Here is an 18,505-nt window from a genome sequence, read left to right on the forward strand (position 1 = left end):
AATAGCAGGTGCATTTCCCTGTGAATTTTCATGAATCATGCCATTCATTGGTATGATTTTTTTTTTGCATGTCAATGATGTTGAATAGTATGCAAGGAAAAGAATGGAACAGAATGCTGAGGTGGGGATTTTGGAGAAAGCGAGAAGAGAGCCTGTAAAGGATTCTCTGAAAGATAATATTGAATATCTTAGAGATGCTCTGGGTGTAGATAAAAGCTTTGATGTGATTCAGCTTGATGTTGAATATGCAGAAAGAGAAATGGCTTTATATCTGGTAGACGGCTTTGTAAAAGATGACATTTTGCATTATCTGATGAAAATGCTTGCCGGCCTGGATGCAGAACAGCTCGAAGGAGATACACTTTCCAGACTGATAAAAACGTATATACCATACGTTGAGGTTGAAACAACCGATGACCTTGATAAAGTTGTGGATATGGTACTGGCAGGGCCGACTGCTCTAGTAGTCGATGGTATTGATGAAGTAATTCTTATTGATGCCCGTACATATCCTGTAAGGGGTCCACAGGAGCCGGATATTGAACGTGTTGTCCGCGGCTCAAGGGATGGGTTTGTAGAAACGCTTGTTTTTAATACAGCTTTAACGAGAAGAAGGATTAGAGACAGGACACTTCGCATGGAATATATGCAGGTGGGCAGGCGTTCCAAGACAGATGTGGTTGTCAGTTATATTGAAGACATTGCAGACCCGGATATGGTGAAGAAAATAAAGGAGGCTATCTCAAAAATTGATACTGATGGTTTGCCGATGGCCGAAAAATCAATAGAGGAATACATTTCAGGCAGGCATTGGAATCCGTATCCCATGGTAAGGTATACCGAAAGGCCTGATACGGCAGCGACCCACCTTTATGAAGGACATGTCTGCATTATTGTTGATGGCTCGCCAAGTGTTATCATAACACCGACTACCTTCTGGCATCACTTGCAGCATGCTGAGGAGTACAGGAATAAGCCGCTTGTAGGCGCCTATTTGAGATTTGTCCGATTTTTAGCTGTATGGGCTTCCATTTTCCTTTTGCCATTATGGTACTTATTTGCAATAGAGCCGCAGCTGCTTCCTGATGTGCTATCTTATATCGGGCCCAATGAAACGGGGGAGCTTCCATTAGTCGTTCAGTTCCTGATGATTGAGCTTGGTCTCGATATGCTGAGAATGGCAGCGATCCATACTCCTTCTGCCCTGGCCACTGCATTGGGGCTGGTGGCGGCCCTGATGATTGGTCAGGTAGCAGTTGAAGTGGGATTATTTATTAATGAAGTCATTCTCTATTTAGCGATAGCGGCAATCGGTACCTTTTCAACCCCAAGCTACGAAATGAGCCTGGCAAACAGGCTATTAAGAATTGGTCTGCTGATATCAACCAGTATATTCCATACCTACGGCTATGTTGTTGGCATCCTGCTGATGATAATCATGCTTGCCAGAATGAAGTCTTTTGGTGTGCCCTATTTGTGGCCATTCATCCCTTTCAATCTGAGAGCATTCAGGGATGTATTGCTAAGATCACCAATACCATTGAAGAACAGGCGGCCGCGCTTCCTGCATCCCAAGGACCCCGACCGCTGATTCTAATAAAACCCCTTCCTGGCGTGGAAGGGGTTTTTACATAATTCAAGAAATCTTACATCTTTCCTGGAGCTTCTCTATCTTGAGAAGGGGAGGATTTTAGATTATACTTTAATGTGGTATAAACTTATTGATAAGGCAGAGGTACAGAATGAAAACCATTTATGATATACAGCAGTTTCTTAAGAAATATGGGACTATCATCTACATAGGGGATCGTGAAGCTGACTTGGAGCTTATGGCAGCTGAATTAAAAGAGCTATATGATTCCCAGCTTATTGATGTCAAAGATTATCAGAGCGGCGTCTTGATCCTGAGGACTGAAATTCAGAAACTTAAAGAGAATAAATAGAGAAAAGGTGATGGAGATTGGCAGAAAAATGGCTGGTTGGGGTAGATTTAGGCGGAACAACAACAAAGCTTGCTTTTATCAATTACTATGGGGAAATCATTCATAAATGGGAAATACCCACGGATAACAGTGAAGAAGGGAAAAATATTACAATAAATATAGCGAAAGCCATCGATCAAAAATTGGAAGATTTGGATTTAAGCAAGGATAAAATTATTGGCATTGGAATGGGGGCCCCAGGTCCCGTAAATCTGGCAACGGGTGTTGTATATAACACTGTTAATTTAGGCTGGCGAGATAATTACCCGCTGAAGGACTTGCTTGAAGTAGAGACATCACTCCCGGTCATCATTGATAACGATGCTAATTGTGCTGCACTTGGGGAAATGTGGAAGGGTGCCGGAAATGGCGCTAAAGATCTGGTGTGTGTAACACTTGGCACAGGTGTCGGCGGGGGTGTAATTGCCAACGGTGATATTGTACAGGGAGTAAGCGGGGCTGCTGGTGAAATAGGCCACATTACATCCATTCCTGTTGGCGGAGCTCAGTGCAATTGCGGTAAAACGGGCTGTCTCGAAACCATTGCATCTGCTACAGGAATTGTCCGGCAGGCTCTTGAAAACCTGGAATCTGGCGGAGAAGGCACTCTATCTCAATTGTATAAAGAAAATGGGTTTATTACTGCAAAAGATGTTTTCGACTCGGCAAGGAATGGGGATGAAACATCACTTCAGACAGTCAATAATACAGCTATGCACCTTGGATTGGCATTGGCCAATATCGCAAATACGTTAAATCCTGAGAAAATAGTATTGGGCGGTGGAGTTTCCAGAGCAGGGGATATCCTGCTTAAACCGGTTATTGCAAATTTCGTTAAATTTGCGTTTCCACGGGTGAAGGAGTCTACAGTCATTGATATTGCGACACTGGGCAATGATGCTGGAGTAATTGGGGCAGCTTGGCTGGCAAAAAATAAGTAAATTGAGAGGAATGCACCTGATGCCCAGGTGCTTTTTCTTTTTCATAAAGGGTGTTTTCACAAGGTTTGCTGCTTTGTTTCTAATTCACTGAATTGATTGGAGCGAGCGGCCTGGAGAGCGGAAATCAACGGGCAGCGCTTAGAGAAGGATAAAACAGCAATTAATACTAAAAAAGCCTACTCAAAAAGTGGATGTATTGAGGTAAAGCAGACCCCTGGATTAAAATCAGCTGCTCACTTTTACACAGCTAAACAGTCATCTTTTTTTCTTTTTCTCATAAAATTGAAATGATGGAAAGGGGGAGAAAGATGAAAGTCAAAGTCCGCTCAGGAGATTCATTATGGTATTATAGCCAGCTCTTTATGATGCCTGTTAATCTCATTGCTGATGCTAATCCCGGGATTAATCCTGCATCACTAAAAATAGGCAGCGAAATTAATATTCCCGGCTTTACATTGCAAAATTATACGGTTAAATCAGGTGACACTTTTTGGAAGCTGAGTTCTTCCCGTAACCTCTCAGTGGATGCTCTTCTCCTGGTTAATCAATCCCTTAATCCGAACAGTCTGATTCCTGGTACGGCTATTAAACTGCCGAGGCGCGTTATTTCCCCAATTGTATCAGGCAGGAGAGAGTATGATTATAAAGCATTAACAGCCGATATCTCCATGCTGGCAGATATTTATCCGTTTATAAAAGTAAATACAATTGGACGCAGTGTTCTTGGAAAGCCAATTCAGGAAATACGGTTAGGTAAAGGAACTAAGAAAGTGCACATCAATGCATCCTTTCATGCGAATGAATGGATTACAACCCCAATATTAATGGCTTTACTGAACAGTTTTCTTTTATCTCTTACAAATGTCCGGCCAATAAGAGGAATTTCAACAATGCCCCTGTATAATTCCGTCGACCTTTCCATAGTTCCGATGGTTAACCCTGATGGTGTTGACCTGGTATTGAACGGGCCTCCAGCGGAAGTCAGGGAGGAAGTTATCAAAATAAATAGGGGAAGCACAGATTTTACAGGCTGGAAGGCCAATATTAGAGGGGTTGATTTGAATAATCAGTTTCCTGCCAAATGGGAATTCGAGAAACAGAGAAGTGAACAAAGCGGTCCGGCACCAAGAGATTATCTTGGCGAAGCCCCGTTAACAGAACCGGAAGCCATAGCAATGGCGGAACTGGCAAATAAGAATCAATTCGATCGGATGCTGGCATTCCATACACAAGGTGCAGAGTTTTATTGGGGATATGAGGGAATGGAGCCGCCGGAATCAGAGGTTATAGCGCAAGAGTTCGAGCGTGTAAGCGGATATAAGGCAGTCCGGTACATTGATAGCTTTGCGGGTTATAAGGATTGGTTTATTCAGGAATTCAGGAAGCCTGGATTCACAATTGAATTGGGCAGAGGCATTAATCCGCTGCCCTTGTCACAGTATGATGATATTTATGAAGAAGTGCTGGGCATTTTTCTTGCATCGCTTTATATGTGAAAAAATCAGCTTATAAATTTTATTCTGTATTGTATTTTAATCAAGCAGACATTAAAATTACTATCATACTAACTTCACTAAGCCAAAAGTTCTATGGATAGTTCTATGGAAACAGGCCGCTTTTCCAAACTGAAGACGGAAAGACGGCTTTTTCCTATTAAGCTTATTAATTCTATTATTATTGAAACATTTCCCTGCAGTTTACGTACTTATTATTAGGGAGAAAAGGAGGTGCGGATTTGTTAAACACCAAATCTACATATCAATGGAAGTTTCTTTTTTTGTTCTTAATTATGCTTATTTCTTTATTTTTAATAACCGGCTGTGCACAGCCAGAAAAAGCTGAGATGGGGCAGAATAAGGATCAGGAAAATGAACCACCACAGTCATCCGCACCGCCTGATGAGACTGAAATCAGGACCATTGAAACGATTCATATTAAAGACGGGGAATTTCAGGGAGCAAATGGCTGGCTCAGCAATGATCAGCTAGTTTACACTGTAAAGGATGGAGCAATTTCCAAAGTTATTGCTTATAACCTGTTTTCAGGTGACCAGGAACTTCTCTACGAAAGTTCGCATCCGATTGCGTCCGTAACCGTAAGCCCAATGGGAAAATACATTTTGATTCGGTCTTCACCCGGCACTTATGACGCAGCCTTAACGGTTATCAAATCAAATGGAAAAATTGTCTGGGAGGAAAATATTACAGGCTTTGATTTTGCTGTTGAGTGGAACCCTTATCATGAAGAGTCGATATTCTTTGCTTCATTTACTGAAGACTGGGACTTTACAACCTACCATATTGATATTGCAGAAGGTACATTCAGAGAATTAAAGTTAAGAGAGCCTTTTGCCAAATGGGGGGATTCAAATCATCTGCTTTTTCTTGATTGGGATAATGAAAACCCGTCACTTTTTGCACCGCTTGTTAAACAGACAATTGATGGAGATAATGAAACACTGGTTGAGGAAGACATTTTTCAATTCGATGCTGCAAGGGACAGGCTACTGACTATTACTGTGCCGGCAAATCAATCAGACCAGGCACTGTATACTTTTATGGATAATCAATTTAATGAGCAGTCTTCCTTCTCGATTCCCCATTTGACAAGGTTTTCGGATTGGCTGGTGCCGTATTATGACTGGACTCCCAGAGGGATCATTACTTTTCAGCCATTGTATAGCGCTGAAAGTGATATGTATGCAGGGGGATTTCAGCTGATATCGTTTGACAGTCAAACCGGCGATAAGGAAGTGCTGCTCGAAGGTATGGAAAATGCACCGCTCAGCTGTTCACCAGACGGAAAAGCCTGTTTAACAGGTTTCTATCTTGAGGAACTGATAATGACCGATAGAAAAGAGGTCATACGATTAGTTGAACAAAGCGAGTAATTAAGCAAGTAAAGGAGCAGAAATATGGCAATTGCAGATGTTACAGTCATTCCAATAGGAACAGAAACACCAAGTGTCAGCAGCTATGTGGCAGATATACAGCGGGTGTTAAAAAAATATGAGGAAAGCGGCAGAATCCGATTTCAGCTGACACCCATGAATACAATTATTGAAGGGGAGCTTCCTGACCTGTTTGAAGTCATACAGGCCATGCATGAAGTCCCGTTTGAAAAAGGCTTAATGAGAGTGGCGACAAATATCCGTATTGATGCCAGAAGAGATGTTAAGAGGAAAATGGAAGAAAAGGTCCAAAGAGTTGAAACCCGGCTAAATGGCTAAAATAAAAGGGCTCCCTACAGAGGGAAGCCCTTTTATTTCTTAGTGAACAGCAGGATATCCACTGTTAATTATGGTCATTACAGAGAACCATCCGAAAACGGCAAGTGTCCCTACAGCAAACACCAGGCCAAGGAAGTTCTTGTTTTTCAGTGCGCTAAATGCACCAAAAGCTGCAAGAACTGCAACTAGTGCAAAAATGATTGGTAATCCCATTAAAACAGCCCCCTTTATTTGTGATCAGCAGGCAAAAGCCATATGAAAATCATTCTTCAGGTTATATACCCATTATGTAAAAACCCAAGTATATACATTCGTCCTTTATTTTATATTTTTTTCTTCTGTTTGTCGAGGTCTAAAAATGACACTTGTATGTCATATGCATGAGCAATGCCGGTTATTAACTCCTTTAGGTGAAGTTCTGAAAAATAAACTGCTGGCATTTTTTCACCTTTCGCGGTAAAGACTAAATGCTCATGAAATTGAAGGACAGCCATCCGGATATCTTCTTTATTGCCACCGGTTATAGTGAAGGCGCTAAGGTGCTCGGCGAACAGGCAGACTCCGCTTTCTGTTTCAATCGCAAAGTCTTCAAAAGTTTCTCCTTTTACACCGGATTTTATGTAGCAGAGTATAAATAATTCTTCAAAAAGACCTGCATCGGTGAGGACGCTTTTGGTAAATTCAGCATCAGTCCTCTCTGCAAACAGAAAAATGCTCTGCTGAAAATCGAATAGTTCAGTGTTATTTTTTATTAAGTTCATGAATTCAGGCACATCTTGAATAATATAGCCGGCTTCAACGCCATAAAGGATTTTCATGTTATGCTCCTTTTCCAGATATAAGGCATTTCATTCTGATATAGTGTAAAATAATATACAAATCAATCAACATTGGAGGTGTAGGCAATGGAATGGAATCAGATCCCTCTAGGCCCATTGCAAACAAACTGTTATGTCCTTTCGAATGAAAACAAAGATTGTTTAATCTTTGATCCGGGTGAAGAGAGTGGAAAACTGAGCAGTATTATCAAACAAAAAGGACTGAAACCTCTGGCTGTTATTCTTACACATGCCCATTTTGACCATATTGGCGCTGTGGATGAAATAAGAGATGCATTTGCTATACCTGTATACATACATGAAAAAGAAGCAGCATGGCTTCCTGATCCAGCCTTAAATGGTTCTCACCTGTTTAGAATAGGCAAGCTGATAAAAGCAAGGCCTGCTGATCATATTATAACAGCAGAACAAGAGTTGAGCATAGGTGAATTTACCTTTGAAATTCTGGAGACGCCAGGTCATTCGCCAGGGAGCATTTCTCTTTATTTTAGAGATGCTGGCCTTGTGGTTGCCGGTGATGCGCTGTTCAGCGGCAGCATTGGAAGAACAGATCTTCCGGGCGGTAACCATCAAGAGCTCCTTGATAGTATCCATAATAAGCTTTTGTCTTTGCCTGAAGAAACAGAAGTGCTTCCTGGTCACGGACCGGTTACGGCAATTGGCAGGGAAATGGATTCAAATCCATTCCTCAATGGGTTCTGATTGGGAAATAGAAAAGCCCTTCTCCAAAGAGAAGGGCTTTTCTGGGGGATGTTTTATTCATATAAAATGGGAGGGGATATAGTTAAGCTACTACAATAACAATATATCAGGAAAAAACCTATGTCAATAGTGGAAACTGTGTAAAATAGCTGTTTCCGAAAATCCAGATTCTTTATTCGAAAAGGGAGTCAATATGCTGAATTTTATAATTGATTATATAGAAAATACTCCTCAAAAAATGATCAGCTATGCTGATTATATCCAGCAGGCCCTTTATCATTCGGAATACGGCTATTATATGAAAGAAACGGAAAAAATTGGGCCTGGGGGAGACTTTATTACATCCAGCAATGTGTCTGATATATATGGAAGAACTATATCGAAGTGGTTTCAGCGAATGGCAGGGAAATATAAGCTGCCTTTTCATGTCTGTGAAATCGGTGGCGGTAATGGGCGCTTTGCGAAAGCTTTCCTTGATGAGTGGAAACTTATTTCTGATGAAGAGATTCATTACTATATTTTTGAAACCAGTCCCTATCACAGGAAACTGCAGCAGGAGCAGATTGTCTTTTCCGAACAGATCAGACAAATTGATAGCTGGAATGAGATCACTCCATTTTGCGGCCTGATATTTTCAAATGAGCTGTTTGATGCATTGCCTGTACATGTTGTTGAAAATAGGAATGATCAATTGTATGAAATTATGGTAACCGTAAAAGAAGGAAAGCTTGCAGAAAATACTGTGCCATTAACAAATAGAGAGATTTTCTTGTTCCTTGAAGAAAGCGGTTTGTCACTTAGCAATGGCCAAAGAATTGAAATCCCTCTGCAAATGGAGCAGATGATTAAGAGTTTGTCTGCTGCTCTGTCTCAAGGATTGGTGCTGACTGCTGATTATGGCTATACAAATGAAGAATGGCAAGAGCCAATGAGAAGGGATGGAAGTCTCAGAGGTTATTATAAGCATTCCTTAATTAATGATGTACTCGAGCACCCTGGCGAGATGGATATAACCAGCCATATTCATTTTGATTCCCTGATTCGGATGGGAGAGAAAGAAGGCCTGGATTTTCATTATAAAATGAGACAGGATGAGTTCCTGCTGTCTGCAGGCATTTTACAGGAGCTTGAAGATCATTATGATCCTAATCCGTTTTCACCCATCAGCAAAAGAAACAGGGCAATCAGAAGTCTGATAATGTCCTCAGGTATGAGTACAGCTTTTCATCTAGTCCTTCAAGCAAAGAATATAGGGAAAAAATAAAAAAGCGATGGATTCATCGCTTTTTTATCGGCTATTAGTGGCCGCCCGCGCCAGGTGTCATCATAAATGTTGACCAGTAAGTGAAGCCTACGAAGAAAACAGTTAAGTATGCTCCAAAAACATAAATATACATACGTTCGGAAAGCTTTAAGTAGCTTAAAAGCAGGAAAAATCCTGTTTGGCCGAAGAAAATCAAGGACGTTGTATACATATCGCCAAGATAAAACATTACAGCGAATATTCCCGTCCAGAATCCTAATACTCTGTACATACGATCCATATGTATCCCTCCTTTTACCCTTACAAGTCCATCACTACAATATTATAAAGTAAATGCTTAATAAAAGTAAATAATGGTTTCTAAATAGTCAAGAAAAGGGCGTGACAAAATGCATTGTGCCTGCTTTAAGAATGGTCTTTATCCGCAGATTTTCCCTTTATGACATTAATTTCCTACTATTGCTTTGTATGCGCATGAATCACAGCCGGTTAACATATTTTGCTTTTCCACCAGCTGAATGGATTCAAACAGACTTTCAAACATTCCCTTTAAAAATTCATAGTGCATATTGCACACTGGCTCTGCATGCCGGGCTGCAACTTCTTTAAATGGGCAATTATAAATTTGAAAATAGACGATGGTCCTTTCATCATTGGCATCAAATTCTGGATGGAATCCTGACAAATCGGCAGCATGCTTTAAGATGTTCAGTTTCTGGTCAAAAGTAAGTTTATCTATGTTTCCATACCGTTTAAGCTCTTGCAAGATCAGCTCGCTGCCAAACTTTTTCCCCGTCGAATACAGGGCTTTTCTTCCTTCTTCACCTAACTCAAGCATACTTTCCATGGCTATTTTGGCCAGCAGCTGATAATCCCTGTAAGGGAAATGAAGCTGAACTACATCATCAGATAACCGGTATAATCGGCTGGGCCTTCCGCCTTTGCCGGTTTTTTTTGTTTCAGAAACAAGCATGTTTACATCTTCCAGCTTGGATAAATGCAATCTTGCAACATTGGGATGGATGCTGAAATTATCTGCAATCTCCTGTACGGTAACATCTTTATGTCTCTTGGTTATATATTGATAAATATAATAGCGGGTTGGATCGGATAACACATTTGTTATTTTTAATGTTTGCTCCATTTATTGTCACCTCAAAAGGGTTATTTATTCCCGAGGTCATCAGCTGTCAATAAAAACTCTGCTGGCGCCTTCCCGGCCTGCTTCCATTATAATACAGCCGTTTAAGGTTAACACTTTATTCACTATAAGTTTAGAAAATGTTCACAAATGAAGTTTAATTATTTACTTATATGTGTATACATTAATTGTACAAATATTATACAAATAATTTAAGTTAAATTATGAATTTGTGAGGTGAAGAGGTATGAGCCAATTGACATTTTTCACATATCCCAGCTGTACTTCCTGCAGAAAGACGAAAAAATGGCTGACATCCCATTCTATTGATTTTGAAGAAAGGCATATCTTCAGGGAGACTCCATCATCAAGAGAACTATTGAAGATCCTTTCTTTAACCACAAGCGGACTAGATGAGCTTCTCGCGACCCGAAGCCAGACCTATAAAGAATTGGGACAGAACCTTGAGGAATTAACTTTATCTGAAGTGGTGCAAATGGTCATTAAGGAGCCAAAACTTTTGCGTAGGCCGATTCTGACAAACGAAGATAAGCTTGTTATCGGCTATAATCCTGATGCATTTAAGTCTATGGCTAAATAGGCTTTTCTAAAAGTGAAAAAGGAAGGACATCGCGTGCCCTTCCTCAGCTACTGGGCTAGCAGGATTCGAACCTGCGCATAACGGAGTCAAAGTCCGGTGCCTTACCGCTTGGCTATAGCCCATTGATTCCTCAATACACTTTTATTATGAAAAGAAAAAAAATTTTTATTCACAAATTCGTCAAAAAAATTTGCCGTAAAATGAAGGAAAGGCTCCGGTTAAGTCGAATAATAATCCTGAATAACTAAAAAAGGTGGTGCATAACTAGTTGAGTATAATTGAAAGAATGGCAGAACGAATTATTAAGGATGCTGTCAGATGCCATGCTTCTGACATCCACATCATTCCCCGGAGAAAAGACACATTAATTCAGCTGAGATTCGGCAATCAATTAACCCCCAGGCTTTATCTTCCCAAAGAAGAGTGCGACAGATTGATTTCTCATTTTAAATTTACAGCTTCGATGGACATAGGTGAAAAAAGGAGGCCTCAGAGCGGTGCTTATTCACTCGAAGTAGACGGACAAATGATTGGTCTGCGCTTTTCAACTCTCCCATCAAGCCACAGTGAAAGCCTCGTTATCAGAATCCTTCCCCAGCAGGAACAAATTCCCTTTTATCAAATCAGCCTTTTTCCAGACATGACAAGAAAAATGCTTGCACTGCTGAAGCATGCACATGGATTAATTATTTTCACTGGCCCGACAGGCAGCGGAAAAACCACTACATTGTATTCTCTTCTAAATGAAACCTCCCATATGTTCCATCGAAATGTAATCACCCTGGAAGATCCCATTGAAAAAGAAAATGACCTGGTACTGCAAGTTCAAGTGAATGAAAAAGCTGGCGTATCTTATTCTGCTGGCTTAAAAGCAATCCTTCGCCATGACCCCGATATCATTATGGTGGGGGAAATCCGGGATGCAGAAACGGCAAAGATTGCAGTTAGAGCAGCTCTTACTGGACATCTCGTTTTAAGCACCATGCATACCCGGGATGCCCAGGGGGCTGTATATCGTTTAGCTGAGTTTGGAGTGAACATGCTGGAAATTGAACAGACTTTAGTGGCTGTTACCGCACAGCGTCTTGTCGAATTGAATTGTCCCTATTGTGAAGGGGAGTGCTCCCCATTCTGCTATGGATATGGCAGGTGGAAAAGGGCAAGTGTGTTTGAGTTGCTGGCAGGAAGGGCGCTCAATGCCTCCATTAAGAAGGCAAGAGGCGAAAGCAGTCTAGTTAAATATCGAACACTCAAGGAAGTCATAACTAAGGGGATTGCCCTTGGCTATATAAAGGAAACTGAGTACAACAGGTGGGTGCACGGCGATGGAGAAACATAAATGGACCATTCAGGAACAGGGTTTGTTTCTGAAGAATACAGGGGAACTGTTGTCCAGAGGGTACCCTTTATCTGAGGCGCTTGAGTCACTGGTGCATCAGCTCCCTTCAAAAAGAAAACATGAAATCACGGAGTGCCTCTCTCAATTAAGAGAAGGGTTTCCATTTTATCAAATACTCGCAACCATGAACTTTAATAAAAATCTGATTGGCTATGTTTTTTTTGCTGAACAGCACGGAGGCCTTGCTTCTGCATTTCTTGAAGGAAGCGAAATGGTGCTCCGAAAAGGCAAGGACATTGAAAAATTGAAAAAACTGATGGCCTATCCGATTTTCCTGATGCTCATTACCGCATTCTTATTTATTTTCGTTGATAATGTCCTGTTGCCCCGTTTCTCTTCCTTATTCGTTTCAATGCAGCTTCAGCCTAATTTCTTTACAAAAGCAGTTTATTTATTTGGTGACTTTCTTCCATTACTTTTTCTGATTCTGGTCTGCAGCTTGGCCGGTTTGCTTATATACTACTGTGCCAGATTCAGAAAACTGTCCCCTATCCAGCAAAAAAGGATCCTAGTAAGAGTGCCTGCAGCTGGCCATTTTCTTCGCCTTTACTATACTCATTTCTTTGCTGTACAGCTGAGCTATCTTTTAAATGGCGGTTTATCCATACATGAGGCACTGAGTCTTTTTGAGAAAAATGATAAGCAGCCTTTTTATAGTGCCCTCGGCAAAGCTGTAAAGATCAAGCTCCGTGAAGGGAATAAGCTGGAAGACATTCTGATGAGTTTTCCATTTTTTGAAAAGGAACTTGCTAATATTATCAGACATGGTCAAAAAAATGGCAGGCTGGACCAGGAATTAACTTTTTTTAGCAGGCATTGTCTGCGTAAAATGGAGGAAAACACAGAAAAGCTCCTTAAGATCATTCAGCCCACTTTATATATGTTTATCGGTTTTTTAATCGTTTCGATGTATTTGGCAGTTCTGCTGCCTATGTTTCATCTACTGGAGGGATTTTAATGAAATGGCGCAATTTAAACAATAACAGAGGTTTCACGCTCATTGAAATGATGATTGTTTTATTGGTGATATCAGTACTGTTAATCATCACCATTCCCAATGTAACGAAACACAATTCAAAAATAAACAGCAAGGGATGCGATGCGTTTGTCAAAATGGTGCAGGCGCAGGTTCAGGCATATGAAATCGATAAAAAAGCACTTCCTTCGAATATACAGGACTTAGTGGCTGCCGAATATCTCAATGAAGATACCACAACTTGTCCTAATGGAGATGCCGTTAAGATTTCTGCGGATGGGAAGGTTGAATCAGTAGAGTCATGATAAAAGACAAAGCAGGCTTTACATTGATAGAGTCGCTATTCGTTCTCAGTATTTTCCTTATTATTGCCTCGGTTACAGCCCTGCTTCTTAAACCTCATTTTTTCTATCTTGAAAAGATAATGTTCTTTTCCCAATTTAGATCTGACCTCCTTTATGCCCAAAACTATGCCATAACCCATCAGACAGATGTAACTATTCAGATTATTCCTGAGGAGAATAGGTATTTCGCTAATGAAAAGCTTGCAGCAGATCCTATCTTTAGCAGAGAATATCCCGAGATCATTAAGATTAAACCGGGAACAATGCCAATGTACTTTCTATATGGACCAGGTGGTATTACAAAAGATTTTGGAAGCTTCTATATTAAAGCAGACAAGGAGCTATATAAAATAACATTTTTTATCGGAAGAGGACGATTTAATGTGGAGAAGGAATGAAGGCTTTTTTCTGGCTGAGCTCCTGCTGTCTTTATCAGGGATGCTGCTTGCAGCAGGAATAATTTTTCCCCTTATCATAAAGGCAACTGAGCAGGCAGAAGAAGTAAAACAGGATTATGAAAGCACCAAGCTGCTTTTTGAAAGTCTTATGGAGGCTGCATCGGAAGGGAGTTTTCCTGAGGGGAAAGCCATGGAGGTAAATCAAACGGTTTATAAAATTCTCCCTAAGGAAAAGCAAGGAGTTATGGAGGTTTGCATAAGGTATGAGAATGTACGGGGTAAAGCAAAGGAAAAGTGTGAGGTATTTTAGTAATGAGGGATTTACAATGCTTGAAATGCTATTTGCATTTTCAGTTTTTTTATTGATTGTTTCCTTATTGCCGGTTAGCTTAAATTTCCTTTCTCATGACTGGAAAATGGAAGCCAGGACACAAAGGCTTGAATGGCATGTATTTATTAATCAGCTGAAAAAAGAAATCAGAATGGCTGATGCTTCAAAAATAACACCTGCTTCAATTGTGTTAACTGTAGACGGGAAAACTGTTCTTTATGAGAAATATGGGTCCAGCTTGCGAAGGAGAGTAGATATGAAAGGACATGAGATTGTCCTTCAAAAATTGAAAAGCATTTCATTTGCGTCTGCCAATGGCGGAGTAGTAATAAATGTTTCAGATAATTTTGATCAAGAGCATTCCGCATTTCTTTATTACTTAATGGATATGGAGGATATTGATGTACCGTAATCAAAATGGATTTGCTTATCCTCTTACTTTAACAATCATTCTGGCTGCACTTTTCCTTCTTACCATTCAATTAGATCAATTTATTTCTGAGAAAAGGATTGTGAAACAGACTGAAACCGTAATGATGCAGGAATATTACCTGCTTTCTTCCTTTAAAAAAACAGAAAAAATGCTAATGGAAAATATTACTCCGGAAGAGTCAGGAGTTTATTTGTTTAAAGATGGGAAGGTCTCTTATGAAATTTCTCCTGTGGCAGCAAGCCTAATTCAGATTACTTTCAAAACAAAAATTGGCTCTGCTAAGGAAATTACCGGTTATGCTTACTATGACACAGACCTGCAAAAAATGATAAAATGGATTGAAAAAAACTGAGTGGGGATAAAGATGAAGCCAATTTACTTAATCGGATTCATGGGTTCCGGCAAAACAACTATTGGAAAAGAGCTGGCAGCCTGCTTAAATCAGCAAGTAATCGATACAGATGAAGAAATAGTTAAGCGGGAAAATAAGAGTATTAATGATATTTTCGCGCAGCATGGAGAGCAATACTTCAGAAACCTTGAATCACTTATTTTAAATGAATTGGATGAAAGAGCGCGAGTTATAACTACTGGCGGGGGAATTGTGATAAAGCCTGAAAACAGAAAATGGCTTAGCGAAAAGGGGATTGTTTTCTTCCTTTATGCGTCTCCTGAAGAAATTTTCAAACGGATAGAAAAGGATCATACCAGACCGCTTCTGAAAGGTGATAAAAAAAAGCTGATTCACGAAATTTATGAAAAAAGAATGCCGCTCTATAAAGAAACAGCTCATGTGACCATTGATACAACTAATAAAGATACATCAGAAATTATACAAGAGATAATAGATTGTTTAGAGTGAAAACCCGTTGGACATACTTGTAAATGATAAAAAGCAGGATGCCATGGCAATTCTGTGCGGAATAAAGGCGGTATGAGTATGAAATCCAACGATTATGTAAAGTATCTTACACAGACAGTAGTAAAATATATTGACCAGCCAAAAGATGAGCGAAAGCGGCATCGAATTGAAAAAAAGGACATGAAAGAGCCGTTTTTATTCAGATGGTTTGGCATGATTTCTTATCTATTCTACTTGGGGATGAGAAGAAAAAAAAACAAATAGCTCATGCAAAAAACCGGCAAAGTCTGCCGGTTTTTTGCCATTTTAGACTGCGCTGTCTGTCAGATAAAAGAGACCGCCATTTATTATGGAGATATTAATCTTTGGCTCATATTGCTCCTGAAGGGCAGTTTTTTCGTTTCCATAACTTTCCCCTTTTTCTTCCGCCTCTTCGTAGAAATGTTCAAGAAGTCTAAGATCTTTTTGCCAGCGCTCACGGGCTTCCTCTGCCCATATATGATCTTCTTGTTCAATTTCGGCCTTAATGAAATTTGCTACCCTGAATACTCCACTCCCCGGCTTAATAAGCGGAGACAAGGTAAACGAGTAATCTGGGATTTTAGGTGTAAGGCTCATGCCGAGCAATCTGTCATGAAAATTTTCGACCATTTGGCCATTAATTAGTTGTAGGCCGATTGATTTAAAGACATCCCGTTTTCGGTCGCATTGATAAGATACGCGAATGTTCATTCCTAGCCAGGGCCTTAACGGAACCTGATTTCCAGGTGCCTGCCGGTGATTTTCATATAATCGTATATAGCCTGCCAGTTTCCGGGCTGAATCAAAGATCTGGTGAAGCCTCGGTGAGCCGAAGTGAATGACTTCCCCCTTTATATGTGGCGGCGCCAGCTGCTGGTTTGTAATAAGCGTCAGCTGCATGGGATTTGGAATTCCGCCTGTTTTTTCGAGATAATGCCAATAAAAGGGCCGATTCATTAGTTCCTTATCCAAATCAATCGTCAGCTGCACGGTCATATACCCTGGACCTTTATCAGTTATTTCACACCCATTTGCGTGAAAATACCTTTCAAGGAATTTATGAATTTCCTGTTGCTGCATTCAGTTCACCTTCCTTCAGATCCTCCGCGAATTGGATCATGCTCGTCAAGTTTTCCATTTTGATTCTCATTTCACCTTCTGAAGCTGATCTTCCAAATATATCAACAAGGTGATCATCGATACTGCCAAATTCAAGCTTGGTTAAAATATCGTCCAAATCACCGATAACTTTTTCGAAAAGATGTATTTTCTCATACAAAAGCTTCATAATATGTTCTTCGACTGTTTCTTTCGTGGCCAAATTATAAATCATAACATCCTTTTCCTGGCCGAGACGATGGATTCGCCCAATCCTTTGTTCGAGCCGCATGGGATTCCAAGGGAGATCAAAATTAATGATATGATTACAGAATTGCAGATTTATTCCTTCTCCTCCTGCTTCTGTTGCAATCAGTACTTGAGCATTATTTTGGAAAAGCTCTCTCATCCAGTCCTTTTTGCCTCTTTTAAATCCCCCTCTGAAGGGAACTGATGTAATCCCATATTGCTTTAAAAACCACTGAAGGTACATCTGCGTTGCCCTGTATTCAGTAAAGATTATGACCTTGTCATTTATTTTCTGTATTAATTCCAGAGCTTTTTGCGCTTTGGAATTTTGCTGGACAGCTTCAACCTTTTTGATAAGGTATTGAATTTGCTTCTGAAAAGCTATTGAAGGATGCTCCTGTCTTTTTATCATATTTTGAAGTGTAAAATAGACAGCTTCTCTGCTTGAGCACGCCTCTCTTTGCAGAGTCATTACCGAAAATTGGCTGGAACTGACCCAATCTTCTTCACCCCGGAGCTCTGTTACAGCTTTATAAAGTTCACGCTCAGCCTGCGAAAATTCAATCGGTATGGTTTCCACATGTCTCTTGGTCCATTCGATCCCGGTATCCGCCCTGCGGTTGCGGATCATAACTTTGTTCACGAGCTCCTTTAGATGTGCATCATCGTTCAAAGAACGGGAGTCCTTTTTATAGTTCTCATAAAAAGCTGATTCGTTGCCCAGATGCCCGGGTTTGAGCAGGGACACAAGATTGAAGATCTCACTGATTCTATTCTGAATGGGTGTTGCTGTTAATAGCAGGCAGAACTTCTTTTTAAGGTTTTGTACAAATTCATAGTTTTTTGTTTTATTATTTTTTAGCTTGTGAGCTTCATCTATAATAATCAGGTCATAATCAAGGCTGTAGATAATATCACGATGGGGATTGCGCTTGGCTGTATCGATAGATGATACAACTACATCACATTGTTCCCATACATAGCTTTTCCGCTGCGCCACAGCCGGTATGAAAAATTTGCTGTTCAGCTCCATAGCCCATTGTGAAACGAGGGAAGCTGGAACGAGTATAAGGACTTTTTTTACAAGTCCTCTAATCATATATTCCTTTAATATCAAACCAGCTTCAATGGTTTTGCCAAGACCGACTTCGTCAGCCAGAATAGCTTTTCCGTTCATGTTCTCGACTACCTGCTTGGCCACTTCCAGCTGATGTGGAAGCGGAGTAAGGTTCGGCAGATGCTTCGGAGCCTGCAGGCCTTCAAAATCAGGAATAGTTGTATGGTTCTCAACCTCAACAGCCAGTTTATATAGCTCCCAATTTCCCCATGGGCCGTCATCGTCAATTCTTTTTAAGAATTCATCCTGCCAGGCAGAATCAAAGCCAATTTGCACTGTCATAAAAACAGCTCCTTTTATCTATATAAAGATATTGCCCAAACCCTGTTTAGGTGGTACGATGTTAGTAGCTTTGAAAGTTTTGAAAGTTTACAAATTACATTTAGTTAACCGAAGTAAATGAAGCTTTATTTTTTCTGTTTGGTATAAGTATGACCATCTTGGAAAATTTTATAAATGCGAATGACAACAAGGGGAGAGACTACGTTTGTAGCGCCGAAGGAGCAAGCAAAATTTGTGAATCTCTCAGGCAAAAGAACTCTTGTTTGACGCAGCTCTGGAGAGTGCTTTTAAATAAG

The 18,505-nt window shown here is 40.4% G+C and carries 24 protein-coding genes, 1 tRNA gene and 1 riboswitch; of the genes, 18 read left to right on the top strand and 7 right to left on the bottom strand.

Annotated elements, in window-relative coordinates; translation table 11 throughout:
• Window positions 1–130 precede the first annotated feature (130 nt).
• From AC6CHU_RS09535 to AC6CHU_RS09560, 6 genes are all read left to right on the top strand, one after another.
• Window positions 131–1,591, top strand: a complete 1,461-nt coding sequence (locus AC6CHU_RS09535) for a spore germination protein (RefSeq protein WP_159865095.1) — start codon at window positions 131–133, stop codon at window positions 1,589–1,591.
• Window positions 1,592–1,742: 151 nt separating this feature from the next.
• On the top strand, window positions 1,743–1,943 hold the full coding sequence (locus AC6CHU_RS09540; RefSeq protein WP_159865098.1) for a YqgQ family protein: 201 nt from the start codon (window positions 1,743–1,745) through the stop codon (window positions 1,941–1,943).
• Between the two features lie 17 nt (window positions 1,944–1,960).
• The gene (locus AC6CHU_RS09545) at window positions 1,961–2,923 is read left to right on the top strand and encodes an ROK family glucokinase (protein ID WP_159865101.1); all 963 of its coding nucleotides are present in this window, start codon (window positions 1,961–1,963) and stop codon (window positions 2,921–2,923) included.
• 308 nt (window positions 2,924–3,231) lie between these two features.
• The gene (locus AC6CHU_RS09550) at window positions 3,232–4,419 is read left to right on the top strand and encodes a M14 family metallopeptidase (protein WP_159865104.1); all 1,188 of its coding nucleotides are present in this window, start codon (window positions 3,232–3,234) and stop codon (window positions 4,417–4,419) included.
• 239 nt (window positions 4,420–4,658) lie between these two features.
• A complete protein-coding gene (locus AC6CHU_RS09555) occupies window positions 4,659–5,813 on the top strand; it encodes a YqgU-like beta propeller domain-containing protein (protein WP_251283692.1) in 1,155 nt (384 codons plus the stop codon).
• A gap of 24 nt (window positions 5,814–5,837) precedes the next feature.
• Entirely contained in the window at window positions 5,838–6,152 is a 315-nt protein-coding gene (locus AC6CHU_RS09560; protein ID WP_498121363.1) for an MTH1187 family thiamine-binding protein, read from the top strand.
• A gap of 39 nt (window positions 6,153–6,191) precedes the next feature.
• Here AC6CHU_RS09560 and AC6CHU_RS09565 read toward each other — a convergent pair whose 3' ends face one another.
• A complete protein-coding gene (locus tag AC6CHU_RS09565; protein ID WP_009332942.1) occupies window positions 6,192–6,365 on the bottom strand; it encodes a DUF2759 domain-containing protein in 174 nt (57 codons plus the stop codon).
• A 110-nt stretch (window positions 6,366–6,475) separates the two neighbouring features.
• Window positions 6,476–6,970 carry a hypothetical protein gene (locus tag AC6CHU_RS09570; protein WP_159865110.1) on the bottom strand — a complete coding sequence of 165 codons (495 nt, stop codon included), beginning with the start codon at window positions 6,968–6,970 and terminating at the stop codon, window positions 6,476–6,478.
• 87 nt (window positions 6,971–7,057) lie between these two features.
• Here AC6CHU_RS09570 and AC6CHU_RS09575 point away from each other — a divergent pair, with 87 nt between their 5' ends.
• Together AC6CHU_RS09575 and AC6CHU_RS09580 are read left to right on the top strand one after the other, a co-directional pair.
• Window positions 7,058–7,693, top strand: coding sequence for an MBL fold metallo-hydrolase (locus AC6CHU_RS09575; RefSeq protein WP_159865113.1), 636 nt, complete (start codon window positions 7,058–7,060; stop codon window positions 7,691–7,693).
• A 193-nt stretch (window positions 7,694–7,886) separates the two neighbouring features.
• Window positions 7,887–8,957: a class I SAM-dependent methyltransferase gene (locus AC6CHU_RS09580; RefSeq protein WP_159865116.1), complete on the top strand. Its 1,071-nt coding sequence runs from the start codon at window positions 7,887–7,889 to the stop codon at window positions 8,955–8,957.
• A 34-nt stretch (window positions 8,958–8,991) separates the two neighbouring features.
• Here AC6CHU_RS09580 and AC6CHU_RS09585 read toward each other — a convergent pair whose 3' ends face one another.
• Entirely contained in the window at window positions 8,992–9,237 is a 246-nt protein-coding gene (locus tag AC6CHU_RS09585) for a DUF2626 domain-containing protein (RefSeq protein ID WP_009332938.1), read from the bottom strand.
• 165 nt (window positions 9,238–9,402) lie between these two features.
• Window positions 9,403–10,101: a helix-turn-helix transcriptional regulator gene (locus AC6CHU_RS09590; protein ID WP_159865119.1), complete on the bottom strand. Its 699-nt coding sequence runs from the start codon at window positions 10,099–10,101 to the stop codon at window positions 9,403–9,405.
• 244 nt (window positions 10,102–10,345) lie between these two features.
• Here AC6CHU_RS09590 and AC6CHU_RS09595 point away from each other — a divergent pair, with 244 nt between their 5' ends.
• The gene (locus tag AC6CHU_RS09595) at window positions 10,346–10,699 is read left to right on the top strand and encodes a Spx/MgsR family RNA polymerase-binding regulatory protein (protein ID WP_159865122.1); all 354 of its coding nucleotides are present in this window, start codon (window positions 10,346–10,348) and stop codon (window positions 10,697–10,699) included.
• Window positions 10,700–10,749: 50 nt separating this feature from the next.
• On the opposite strand, the gene AC6CHU_RS09600 is transcribed toward AC6CHU_RS09595, so the two are convergent.
• A tRNA-Gln gene (locus AC6CHU_RS09600) sits at window positions 10,750–10,821 on the bottom strand.
• Between the two features lie 146 nt (window positions 10,822–10,967).
• On the opposite strand from AC6CHU_RS09600, the gene comGA reads away from it, so the two are divergent.
• The 9 genes from comGA to AC6CHU_RS09645 all read left to right on the top strand — a co-directional run bounded on the left by comGA (window position 10,968) and on the right by AC6CHU_RS09645 (window position 15,706).
• Entirely contained in the window at window positions 10,968–12,038 is a 1,071-nt protein-coding gene (gene comGA, locus AC6CHU_RS09605) for a competence type IV pilus ATPase ComGA (protein WP_159865125.1), read from the top strand.
• Entirely contained in the window at window positions 12,025–13,056 is a 1,032-nt protein-coding gene (comGB, locus tag AC6CHU_RS09610; protein WP_159865128.1) for a competence type IV pilus assembly protein ComGB, read from the top strand. The genes comGA and comGB overlap by 14 nt, the downstream gene beginning before the upstream one ends.
• On the top strand, window positions 13,056–13,379 hold the full coding sequence (gene comGC, locus AC6CHU_RS09615; RefSeq protein WP_159865131.1) for a competence type IV pilus major pilin ComGC: 324 nt from the start codon (window positions 13,056–13,058) through the stop codon (window positions 13,377–13,379). Before comGB ends, comGC begins: the two co-directional genes overlap by 1 nt.
• The gene (gene comGD / locus AC6CHU_RS09620) at window positions 13,376–13,816 is read left to right on the top strand and encodes a competence type IV pilus minor pilin ComGD (protein WP_159865133.1); all 441 of its coding nucleotides are present in this window, start codon (window positions 13,376–13,378) and stop codon (window positions 13,814–13,816) included. Before comGC ends, comGD begins: the two co-directional genes overlap by 4 nt.
• Window positions 13,800–14,126, top strand: a complete 327-nt coding sequence (locus tag AC6CHU_RS09625) for a phosphatase (RefSeq protein WP_159865135.1) — start codon at window positions 13,800–13,802, stop codon at window positions 14,124–14,126. The genes comGD and AC6CHU_RS09625 overlap by 17 nt, the downstream gene beginning before the upstream one ends.
• 16 nt (window positions 14,127–14,142) lie before the next feature.
• The gene (gene comGF / locus AC6CHU_RS09630; protein WP_159865138.1) at window positions 14,143–14,559 is read left to right on the top strand and encodes a competence type IV pilus minor pilin ComGF; all 417 of its coding nucleotides are present in this window, start codon (window positions 14,143–14,145) and stop codon (window positions 14,557–14,559) included.
• Complete coding sequence (comGG, locus tag AC6CHU_RS09635) at window positions 14,549–14,932, top strand: competence type IV pilus minor pilin ComGG (protein ID WP_159865141.1); 384 nt, start codon at window positions 14,549–14,551, stop codon at window positions 14,930–14,932. The genes comGF and comGG overlap by 11 nt, the downstream gene beginning before the upstream one ends.
• 12 nt (window positions 14,933–14,944) lie before the next feature.
• Window positions 14,945–15,442, top strand: a complete 498-nt coding sequence (locus AC6CHU_RS09640; protein ID WP_159865144.1) for a shikimate kinase — start codon at window positions 14,945–14,947, stop codon at window positions 15,440–15,442.
• A 78-nt stretch (window positions 15,443–15,520) separates the two neighbouring features.
• A complete protein-coding gene (locus AC6CHU_RS09645) occupies window positions 15,521–15,706 on the top strand; it encodes a YqzE family protein (protein WP_159865147.1) in 186 nt (61 codons plus the stop codon).
• A 42-nt stretch (window positions 15,707–15,748) separates the two neighbouring features.
• Here the strand turns inward: AC6CHU_RS09645 and AC6CHU_RS09650 are convergent, their stop codons facing one another.
• Together AC6CHU_RS09650 and AC6CHU_RS09655 are read right to left on the bottom strand one after the other, a co-directional pair.
• The gene (locus tag AC6CHU_RS09650) at window positions 15,749–16,543 is read right to left on the bottom strand and encodes a YqhG family protein (RefSeq protein WP_159865150.1); all 795 of its coding nucleotides are present in this window, start codon (window positions 16,541–16,543) and stop codon (window positions 15,749–15,751) included.
• Window positions 16,521–18,209 (bottom strand): DEAD/DEAH box helicase, encoded by a 1,689-nt coding sequence (locus tag AC6CHU_RS09655; protein ID WP_159865153.1) that lies wholly within the window; start codon window positions 18,207–18,209, stop codon window positions 16,521–16,523. The genes AC6CHU_RS09650 and AC6CHU_RS09655 overlap by 23 nt, the downstream gene beginning before the upstream one ends.
• A gap of 180 nt (window positions 18,210–18,389) precedes the next feature.
• Window positions 18,390–18,478, top strand: a riboswitch (glycine riboswitch).
• Window positions 18,479–18,505: the final 27 nt, after the last annotated feature.

It is taken from the genome of Cytobacillus sp. GQ23 (assembly GCF_059758675.1).

Bases quoted from the DNA above. Each gene is read 5' to 3' on its own strand.
- AC6CHU_RS09540 (WP_159865098.1), top strand. From the start codon at position 1,743: ATGAAAACCATTTATGATATACAGCAGTTTCTTAAGAAATATGGGACT.
- AC6CHU_RS09550 (WP_159865104.1), top strand. From the start codon at position 3,232: ATGAAAGTCAAAGTCCGCTCAGGAGATTCATTATGGTATTATAGCCAG.
- AC6CHU_RS09560 (WP_498121363.1), top strand. From the start codon at position 5,838: ATGGCAATTGCAGATGTTACAGTCATTCCAATAGGAACAGAAACACCA.
- AC6CHU_RS09565 (WP_009332942.1), bottom strand. From the start codon at position 6,365: ATGGGATTACCAATCATTTTTGCACTAGTTGCAGTTCTTGCAGCTTTT.
- AC6CHU_RS09570 (WP_159865110.1), bottom strand. From the start codon at position 6,970: ATGAAAATCCTTTATGGCGTTGAAGCCGGCTATATTATTCAAGATGTG.
- AC6CHU_RS09575 (WP_159865113.1), top strand. From the start codon at position 7,058: ATGGAATGGAATCAGATCCCTCTAGGCCCATTGCAAACAAACTGTTAT.
- AC6CHU_RS09580 (WP_159865116.1), top strand. From the start codon at position 7,887: ATGCTGAATTTTATAATTGATTATATAGAAAATACTCCTCAAAAAATG.
- AC6CHU_RS09585 (WP_009332938.1), bottom strand. From the start codon at position 9,237: ATGGATCGTATGTACAGAGTATTAGGATTCTGGACGGGAATATTCGCT.
- AC6CHU_RS09590 (WP_159865119.1), bottom strand. From the start codon at position 10,101: ATGGAGCAAACATTAAAAATAACAAATGTGTTATCCGATCCAACCCGC.
- AC6CHU_RS09595 (WP_159865122.1), top strand. From the start codon at position 10,346: ATGAGCCAATTGACATTTTTCACATATCCCAGCTGTACTTCCTGCAGA.
- comGB (WP_159865128.1), top strand. From the start codon at position 12,025: ATGGAGAAACATAAATGGACCATTCAGGAACAGGGTTTGTTTCTGAAG.
- comGC (WP_159865131.1), top strand. From the start codon at position 13,056: ATGAAATGGCGCAATTTAAACAATAACAGAGGTTTCACGCTCATTGAA.
- comGD (WP_159865133.1), top strand. From the start codon at position 13,376: ATGATAAAAGACAAAGCAGGCTTTACATTGATAGAGTCGCTATTCGTT.
- AC6CHU_RS09625 (WP_159865135.1), top strand. From the start codon at position 13,800: ATGTGGAGAAGGAATGAAGGCTTTTTTCTGGCTGAGCTCCTGCTGTCT.
- comGF (WP_159865138.1), top strand. From the start codon at position 14,143: ATGCTTGAAATGCTATTTGCATTTTCAGTTTTTTTATTGATTGTTTCC.
- comGG (WP_159865141.1), top strand. From the start codon at position 14,549: ATGTACCGTAATCAAAATGGATTTGCTTATCCTCTTACTTTAACAATC.
- AC6CHU_RS09640 (WP_159865144.1), top strand. From the start codon at position 14,945: ATGAAGCCAATTTACTTAATCGGATTCATGGGTTCCGGCAAAACAACT.
- AC6CHU_RS09645 (WP_159865147.1), top strand. From the start codon at position 15,521: ATGAAATCCAACGATTATGTAAAGTATCTTACACAGACAGTAGTAAAA.
- AC6CHU_RS09650 (WP_159865150.1), bottom strand. From the start codon at position 16,543: ATGCAGCAACAGGAAATTCATAAATTCCTTGAAAGGTATTTTCACGCA.
- AC6CHU_RS09655 (WP_159865153.1), bottom strand. From the start codon at position 18,209: ATGACAGTGCAAATTGGCTTTGATTCTGCCTGGCAGGATGAATTCTTA.